This is a genomic window from Helicobacter suis (genome assembly GCF_902196125.1).
In the GTDB taxonomy this organism is placed as follows: domain Bacteria; phylum Campylobacterota; class Campylobacteria; order Campylobacterales; family Helicobacteraceae; genus Helicobacter; species Helicobacter suis_B.
In genome coordinates this window covers 1-6,312 of sequence record NZ_CABIKG010000029.1, presented here as the reverse complement: position 1 = coordinate 6,312, position 6,312 = coordinate 1, and the positions used below count along the sequence as shown (strand labels likewise).

Annotated in this window: 11 protein-coding genes; 1 reads left to right on the top strand and 10 read right to left on the bottom strand. The window is 40.6% G+C overall.

The annotated features are described in order from the left end of the window. Positions 1-113: 113 nt before the first annotated feature. The 3 genes from G6Q00_RS08000 to G6Q00_RS07990 all read right to left on the bottom strand — a co-directional run bounded on the left by G6Q00_RS08000 (position 114) and on the right by G6Q00_RS07990 (position 2,980). Positions 114-1,289, bottom strand: coding sequence for a hypothetical protein (locus tag G6Q00_RS08000; protein ID WP_163532726.1), 1,176 nt, complete (start codon positions 1,287-1,289; stop codon positions 114-116). A gap of 63 nt (positions 1,290-1,352) precedes the next feature. Further along, positions 1,353-1,580, bottom strand: coding sequence for a hypothetical protein (locus tag G6Q00_RS07995; protein ID WP_163532725.1), 228 nt, complete (start codon positions 1,578-1,580; stop codon positions 1,353-1,355). Between the two features lie 2 nt (positions 1,581-1,582). Further along, positions 1,583-2,980 carry a polymorphic toxin type 50 domain-containing protein gene (locus tag G6Q00_RS07990; RefSeq protein WP_163532724.1) on the bottom strand — a complete coding sequence of 466 codons (1,398 nt, stop codon included), beginning with the start codon at positions 2,978-2,980 and terminating at the stop codon, positions 1,583-1,585. Positions 2,981-3,033: 53 nt separating this feature from the next. Between G6Q00_RS07990 and G6Q00_RS07985 the strand changes: the two genes are divergently transcribed. After that, positions 3,034-3,447: a phage virion morphogenesis protein gene (locus tag G6Q00_RS07985; RefSeq protein ID WP_163532723.1), complete on the top strand. Its 414-nt coding sequence runs from the start codon at positions 3,034-3,036 to the stop codon at positions 3,445-3,447. Here G6Q00_RS07985 and G6Q00_RS07980 read toward each other — a convergent pair. The 7 genes from G6Q00_RS07980 to G6Q00_RS07950 form a co-directional block, all read right to left on the bottom strand. Then, the gene (locus tag G6Q00_RS07980; protein WP_163532722.1) at positions 3,415-3,678 is read right to left on the bottom strand and encodes a hypothetical protein; all 264 of its coding nucleotides are present in this window, start codon (positions 3,676-3,678) and stop codon (positions 3,415-3,417) included. The two genes, G6Q00_RS07985 and G6Q00_RS07980, sit on opposite strands and share 33 nt — an antisense overlap. Then, positions 3,675-4,100 carry a host-nuclease inhibitor Gam family protein gene (locus G6Q00_RS07975; protein WP_163532721.1) on the bottom strand — a complete coding sequence of 142 codons (426 nt, stop codon included), beginning with the start codon at positions 4,098-4,100 and terminating at the stop codon, positions 3,675-3,677. Before G6Q00_RS07975 ends, G6Q00_RS07980 begins: the two co-directional genes overlap by 4 nt. 67 nt (positions 4,101-4,167) lie before the next feature. Then, a complete protein-coding gene (locus tag G6Q00_RS07970) occupies positions 4,168-4,344 on the bottom strand; it encodes a hypothetical protein (protein WP_163532720.1) in 177 nt (58 codons plus the stop codon). After that, complete coding sequence (locus tag G6Q00_RS07965; protein WP_163532719.1) at positions 4,331-4,753, bottom strand: hypothetical protein; 423 nt, start codon at positions 4,751-4,753, stop codon at positions 4,331-4,333. The genes G6Q00_RS07970 and G6Q00_RS07965 overlap by 14 nt, the downstream gene beginning before the upstream one ends. Positions 4,754-4,761: 8 nt before the next feature. After that, positions 4,762-5,631, bottom strand: coding sequence for an AAA family ATPase (locus G6Q00_RS07960; RefSeq protein ID WP_163532718.1), 870 nt, complete (start codon positions 5,629-5,631; stop codon positions 4,762-4,764). 116 nt (positions 5,632-5,747) lie between these two features. After that, a complete protein-coding gene (locus G6Q00_RS07955) occupies positions 5,748-5,984 on the bottom strand; it encodes a hypothetical protein (protein ID WP_163532717.1) in 237 nt (78 codons plus the stop codon). Continuing rightward, positions 5,977-6,312, bottom strand: a 336-nt coding sequence (locus tag G6Q00_RS07950) for a hypothetical protein (protein ID WP_163532716.1), incomplete at its 5' end; no start/stop codon positions are given. The genes G6Q00_RS07950 and G6Q00_RS07955, both read right to left, overlap by 8 nt.

The window sequence follows — 6,312 nt, the reverse complement described above, 5'->3', positions numbered from 1 at the left end:
AACACGCAAACAAATAGGATTGAGAAAGCAAACACGGAAGAGCCTCCCGCGTTAGATTTAGGGATTGATGAAAGCGAGATTTTAGAATTATTAGATCAAATAAGCGCGGCGCTCTAGTGCATATCCATATGCGCAAAATCTAGTTGTATAGCTGGGCGCTCTAAAAATTTATAAAAACCTTTTAACGCCTCTTTAATTTGCTGTGTTATTTGTATAGTCTCAATCGCGGGGCTATCCGCGCCTAAAAGTTGGTACAAGCTATTTAGTTCGTTTTGATTTTGGGTATTGACAATTTGCCCGGCATACATTTGGACTTGATTAGGCATGTTATCAATTTGATCACGGGGCGGAAGTTCTCTCCTTAGTTGCTCTAAAGTAAAACACCCAACAGCATAGATCACAAATAAAGCTAAAGACACGCGCGGGCTAAGACCGCCAGCAATTTGGGCATTAACGCGGAAATAATCCGGGCGCATGTTACGCCTAAGTTGGGTCGCGTATTCTATGGTTAGCGGCTCTTTTAGTTGAAAATTAAAAGCCCCACAAGCAAAAAGCAAACTATAGGCTAGATTGTAGGTATTATCGGAAAAATCGCGGTAAAAATCATTAAAACCATCTTGTAAAGATTGCATGCGCGCTTTTAATTCATTTTGCGCTTCTGTGTTATCTGTAGGGGCGTTAGCGGCGACTAATTGGTATTTTGTAGCGCTTGTAATTAGGGCGTATAAAACCTTATTAATATCCTCACTAGCTTGGATTTGTTGGCAATAGAGTTGGCCTAAACCTAGCACATACCGGTAATAAAAGGAGGCAAGGCCGCTGCCCTCATCATCGCCCAAAATATATCTGGCCTCCATTTTTCTAAATTGCGCGCCTTTCATCGCCTCATACACCACAGCTAAAGCACTCACCGCGTCAATGCCCTTTAAATAGTCTTTAAAGGCCGTTGTTAATTCATTATTGCGCCAAACCACGCCATTAAAGGGCGCTATATTTTCAAAATGCAAACCTAGCGGAGCGATGTCCTCATTGGTGATTTGCTTAGCACGCACTAGCTTATTAATCAAGTCTAGCCGCTCTTGTCTTTGTTGATCGGTTAACACTTCAGGGGCGCTATCAATGGCGGGCGCTTGAGTGGGCGCGCTAGTGTTATCAACTTGAGTAGCTGGAGTTTGTGCCACTTCAGGGGCGTTTGTTTGCGGATTAACAAACTTAACAAGCCGCCTATGCATAACATTAAGCCCATGAATACGATCTTCTAGTTTTTTAAGAGCTGTAGAAAAATCCATTTTTAACCTTGTTTTTTTGAATGGATTTTACAAGGGGTTTTGATCAGAAATGCGCAAAAGGGGTTAATTTTGCTTTTGCGATTCGATCTCTTGAATTTCTGAGGCTTTTATTGAATACCCTATACCTTGATAGGTTGTAAATAATTCATCTTCGTTGTCATCTTCTGGGACATAGGAATAATTACCAGCATAATAAACCGCTTCAAGCTCAACATTTTCCCAAATATCCCCATCTACAAAGGTAATTTTTAGGGGGGGTGGATATTTAGACATGTCAGGTAAATTTTTCAAGGTTAATCCTTATCAACCGGCACAATATGAAAGCCTTTTTTATTGAAATGTAGCTTACTTTTATACACCTTAACCGGAGCTTTTGACTTATCAAAAAACGGCATAACTATACCCTCAAAATCAGGGTGGCTAATAATGCCGTGTTTATCCCACTTGCCTTTTTTGTCTAAATCAATTTTTAGGCTTTCCTTAATCCACCCCCTAACCTCCTCAATACTTGGCGCTTTAGTGTAATAACTCCGGCCTTGCTTATAATTTGGGCTATCTAATACATGCAAATCCTGCCTATCATCTAAAGTTAACAAAGCTAGCGCGCTTTTAATTGTGTTTAAAACTCTTTGGGTAAAGGGATAAGGTTTTTCAGCTGGGGCGCGTTTGGCTAGCTCATCAAAATCTAATTTCTTAATCTCAAAGCCCGATTTTAACGGAGGCGCCTCCTTGAAGTGCTCTAAACCGGTTAACTCCCCGCCTTGAATTTCAAGTTCATAGAAACGCCCTAACTTTTGACCCACTAGCTTTCTTGTATCTTTATGAGTGGCTAGCAAGAGTGGAGAGTCTAGCACCTCCCTAGCTAAGTAAAAATCAAAGAGATCATTAGCTGGGTTAGCTTTAAGTGTTTTAGCTTTAAGAGTAATGGGAATTGTATCCAAAAGGCCAAAGGGAATGGCTTCCGTTTTGTTTTTAGAAAGCCTCAAGAGAGATTTAAAGCGCGCTTTTTTAGTGGCGATATTTTGTAACACCCCTTTAAGTAAGCTTGTAGCTTTAGGGTTGTTTGCATAAGTAGCTAGCTTGTTTTTAAAGAAGTTAGCTAAGAATTTATAATTATCCCTTTGAAATCCGCCCGCCTCAGTTCCCCCCTCTTGTGGGATATTTTTAGTTAGGCTTATGCCTTTGTTTTTGATCTGTCTTTCGCTCCACATTTGCAACTCACACCGACAGCCCCAATCAAGTGGCGGGGTGTGGGTTTGCCAAAATGGGTGCTTTCTTGGTAAACAAACATTATCGTAAGCTAAATGACGCGCCGCGCTATCATGCCTACTATGAAACACATAGTACCACCCATCGCCATTACTACTCCCCACAATTGGCGGGGCACTCTCATAGCGCATTAATTTACCCCGCGTGTTTGCATAAATTAAATTATATTTAAAGATGCGTTCAAGGCGCTTTTTATTGATTGTTTCTAGTAATTGCGGATTTGCCTTAACAAACTGGCTAAAACTTTGCCCCTTTGCTAAAGCTTTCTCTAAGGCATTTTGATAGGCAACTAGTGTATCAATTTTACTAATGCCACTAATACTAAAAGCCCTTAAATATTCCTCAAATTTGAAGTTAGCTCCATTGGGGATTAATTGGGGTCTTTTGGCTTGAAGGCTGGCGATAGCTTCTAAAAAGGGCATAATTAACCTTTTTTGCGTGTTATTCTAGTCAAACAAAAAACTTAGGAGTGCGCATGTTTGATTTATCCGTTATCACAAGAGAAGTGGCCAACATTATTGAGGATCAGGTACGCCAATCTTTCACACAACAAAAAGACTTGACTACTAATCGATCATGGAGCCCACTAAAGCCTAAAACCTTAAGATATAAACCCAGAAACAAGCCTATTTTAGAGCGTAGCGGGCTAATGCGAAGTGCGGTGCGTGTAGATATTGAGGGCAATAGCATAACCGCGCGGGTTAATGTGCCTTATGCCCCCTTCCACCAACACGGCACTAGAAAAATGCCACAACGCCGCTTTATGCCCTTTGATGATCAGGGAAGACCTTCCCCAACATTAGAAAATGAGATCAAACAGATTTTAGAGCCCACCGGCAAAGGCGGGCAAGATTTGTTAAGACAAGTGGGGTTGTTTCTTTTTTCTTAAACGAAACACTTTTAGCGCGCGTTTGTATTGCTGTTCGCTCATATTAAGCCGCACACATAGGCTAAGCCCATTTTGTCCGGTAAACTCTGCTAAGAAAGCCTTGACTTTTTCAAGTGTGCCATTTTTAGGTACATAGAGTTCTTTACCACAAAGCAACTTTTTAGCCTCTTGGGGAGTGCAACTACAAAGTTGATCGTATAACTCTTTTTCTAATCTAACATGTCTACTCATGCGGATAACTTTATACTAAAGCTTGGATTAGTGCTTTTTTCTATGCTTAACTTAGCTAGCGTATCCTCATCAAGGTTAGCTAGCGCGCTTAAAAGTAGGCTTTCTTTAACCTTGATACAATGTTGTAGACCCATTTCTTTAAGTGTATCAATGGTGAGCTTTTCTAACTCTGGATCAACAATGATCTTAGTAGACTGAGTGAATTTTAAAATCCCCTCCGGCAAAGTTAGTTTATTCCCGTTAAACTCATCTATGTGCGCCCGTGAGTGGGCTTCAATGCTTCCTACTACATCTTTAATTTGCGTATCAATCTCTTCAATGCGCGCCATTAAGGCTAATTTTTTATCAAGTAGCGCCTTTTTTTGTAGCTCAAATCGCTTTAAATCTCTAAGATATTCGCTTAGAAACGCCTTATCAATCATGATTACACCTTTAAAAGAATTTAAGGCCTTAGCCTTATGCCGACCGCCCTAAAGCGGTCAAATAAAGCTAATAAATGATACTTTCTAACGCCCCGATAACCTTTTTAGTCTCCTTGCAAATGATTAGCCCGTCCTCCGTTAAGCCATAGTGGGTGGCGCTATAAATCCCATTTTGCGCCCTATAAAACACCCGTTTAGGCGGTGTTTTCTTAAAAAGTTTAGATAAAAATTTAAGCAAGTTCATTTTTTACCTTTAGTGGGGCGATGTGGTAGGTGATGTGATGGCGCCGCGCTAAGCGTTTATAAAACTTCTTATTAGCCTCATAATTCGCGCTATAAACTTTATACTTCTCAAGCTTTTCAGCTACATTAATAGGGATTAATTCCACATAAGGGTGGCGATACCTAATGCTAGCGCGCAAGTGTTCGCAATTTGTGGCAATATTTTTAGCTGAACTAGCTAGAGTCTCTATTTTTTCATAATGCTGCACAATAGCACAAAGCACATCAGCGCCATAAAAGGCCGCCTGCGCCTCCTCTTTGCCTAAAGCCACAAGATTAGGCCAATGTGCCCACACATTAAGCACCCCAAAATAGCGCATAGAATAAAATCTTAAAACCTTGCAACATTCAATGTTATGCGTTCTTTGCATGACCCTTCCTAATCTAAAATTGACATTGAAACGACTAATCTAATAGACTCTTCTAAGCTACGCCCATCAATTTGGGCAAATCGGTTGCTCATTTTCCAAATCTTACAGGCGCGTCGCAAGTTATGCGTAAAACTAGAAATGAGCTCTGCATAATCTCCAAAAAGTAGGGTGAAGTCATGCGCGCTAGGGGCGTGAAATTCATACTTCAAGCTAATGCGGCTATAAAGCTGGAGTAACTCCCCTTTTTTGCCCTTTAAATTAGTCAGTAGCTGGGGCGTGCCGGTTAAGATCATAGGAACTTTAGTAAAATCTACAATGCGGCGTAATGCCTCAAGGCTAGCGGTTTTAAGATGTTCAGCCTCATCAATCAGAATTACGCTTTCTCTTTCTGCTAAGCGCTTTGAGATGTTTAAGATTAATTTAGGTACACTACTAGCGCTTACAGCACCAATAAGTACACTTAAGCCATTTAAAAAGTCGGTATTACTTAATCCGGGCACACTCTCAAACAAAATGGCTTGAGGTGTTTTGTTAGCATAAGCTTTCAAACTTTCGCTTTTACCACTCCCGGCTAAACCATAAAGTAAGCAACTTTCTTTACATACAACAGCTTGATCAATCACAAAATGCGCATTATTTAGATTGCTAAGCGCCTTGATCTCAAGGTTTTTAAGTTGGGCGCGCTCAGTTGCGTTTGTTTTATAGCTCTGCATAAAATCTTTAATGCTTTTTTCTAAGGCCTGCACATCGCGCGCTTCATAAGTGCCTTTAATGTATTTATTAAGTAGCGCGGGGGATCGCCCAATAGAGCGCGCTACTTGGGCTTGGGAGAGTTGATACTCTCTAATAAAGGCCTCTAATTCTTCACCTAAATACATCTATTAAACTCCTATTTAATTTCTATTCAATGGGTATTAAATGGGCATTAATAGCGTTACAAACACCATTGAATGCCCAAAAACTAGCAACTAGAAATAACCTCCTTTCTTTAGATTTAATCCCTAAAGGGTTTATCTGTGCCAAACTCTTTATAAAAGTCATTTGCGTTATAAAGTGGCTTGAGTTTGGGGCTTTGTTTGGGTTTGTTTGTAGGCTTATGGGGTGTAGTGGCTTGTGATCGCCCCTTTTTTAAACCTAAAGCATAGGCCGCCTCCACTAATGCGCGATAATCTGTAGGGATATTTTCTAATACCTCTACCTCTATTACATTAGGCTCGCTTGGATCAATCATAGCCCGCCGCTTTTCTCATTCTAGCTAGCGCTTCGTATGGATCGATCCACTTTTGATCTTTAGGGATAGGCTTATTTAGCTTAGCTTTGCTAGGCTCTTTTCTAAGTTTTTTGACCTTTTCTTGGCGCTTTTTATCAGCCTTATCTTGCGCTTGTTTGGCGCTTTTTATAAAGGGCTTAAGTTGCGTATCAATATAAGTCCTTTTGCCACCGCTATACTCTTGATAGTCCATTGCCTGCGCGCCTAGATCGCTGCAAGTGGCCTTAGTAAGATATTGCATGGTTGGGGTGTATACATCTACTTCATTAGCATTATCTGGGTTTTCAAC